Source organism: Marinifilum sp. N1E240 (genome assembly GCF_009295825.1).
GTDB lineage: Bacteria > Bacteroidota > Bacteroidia > Bacteroidales > Marinifilaceae > Marinifilum_A > Marinifilum_A sediminis.
Genome location: NZ_WHKF01000032.1, coordinates 1 through 1,271, shown reverse-complemented (window position 1 = coordinate 1,271; position 1,271 = coordinate 1). Strand labels below are relative to the sequence as shown.

Here is a 1,271-nt window from a genome sequence, read left to right as displayed (position 1 = left end):
AGATCGTTAGTTTGTATACTATAGATTAATAAGAGCATAATAAACTAGAATTAGTAATTTACTCTTGGAATAAAAGCTCCATCTGCTACGTTAACCTTGGTTCGAAGATAGGTGAAACCTATGGGTGATATTAGGTACAGTAGATTATTGAGTTAGAGCCAGAGAGTATTTAGGGAAAAACCCATTATTACGATTTTAGCCACTCAAAACGGAGCATAAAAATAAGATTTATGCAAGTGTACGGAATTGATTTATCAATGGAGAAGTTTGATGTAAGTTACATTAATAACGAAGGAATAGAAATGCACAAACAAGTGAAGAACAGTTTAAATAGTATCTCGAAATTTTTAAGTAAAGTACCTGATGCTGCTATATTGTGTGCCGAGAATACAGGCAGTTATGGCGACTTGTTAGTTTTTCTGTGTAATCAACAGAACCTTAAAATAGCCTTAGTTCCTGGTTATAATATCAAACACAGTTTGGGTTTAGTAAAAGGAAAAACAGATAAGGTTGATGCTAGTCGAATTAGGGAATATGCAGAACGGTTCAATGATAAATTAGTTTTTAAAGAATACGATTCAGAAGAAATGTTTGAATTAAAATCGTTACATGCTTTACGTTCTCAGTTGATCAAAGCGCGGAAGTTGTTGCTCGCAGGAGGGCATAGTCGGACTAAGACTCCCATGCAGAGTATTGCAGTGAAGCATCACATGGATATGGCTTTGATAAGCCTCAATAAGCAAATTAAAGAGGTGGATTTTGAGATGGAAACAATTATCAGATCGCATGAAGAACTAAATGATAATTTCGTATTAGCCACAAGTGTTCTTGGTATTGGTCCAGTTATAGGAATTGACTTAATTATAAAAACAGGAAACTTTAAAACTATTGATACTGCAAGAAAAGCATCTTCTTATGCAGGGGTTTGCCCTTTTCCAAATAAATCTGGGAAAATGGTAGGGAAAAGTAAAACGAGCCCTTTCGCAGATCGAAAATTGAAATCACTCTTGTATATGGGAGCCAAATCAGCACTTAAATCAAGTAAGGAGTATAAATTGTATTACCAGAAGAAGAAACTTGAAGGGAAAGCATATTTTTTAATTATGAATAATATCTCAAACAAAATGCTTAGAACAGTTTATAGCGTAGTAAAAAGTAAAGTACCATATAGCCGAGATTATATATGCCTTGACCCTAGAGAAAAGAATATTAATAATAGCTCCTCAAAAAATGTGGCTTAAAATTTTGATTTTACTAGAGTATATCACCCG

At 33.8% G+C, this 1,271-nt stretch carries 1 protein-coding gene; it reads left to right on the top strand.

Going from position 1 to position 1,271, the window contains the following annotated elements; all coding sequences use genetic code 11:
- The first annotated feature begins 230 nt into the window (after positions 1 to 230).
- Complete coding sequence (locus tag GCQ56_RS20130; protein WP_152736336.1) at positions 231 to 1,241, top strand: IS110 family transposase; 1,011 nt, start codon at positions 231 to 233, stop codon at positions 1,239 to 1,241.
- Positions 1,242 to 1,271 lie beyond the last annotated feature (30 nt).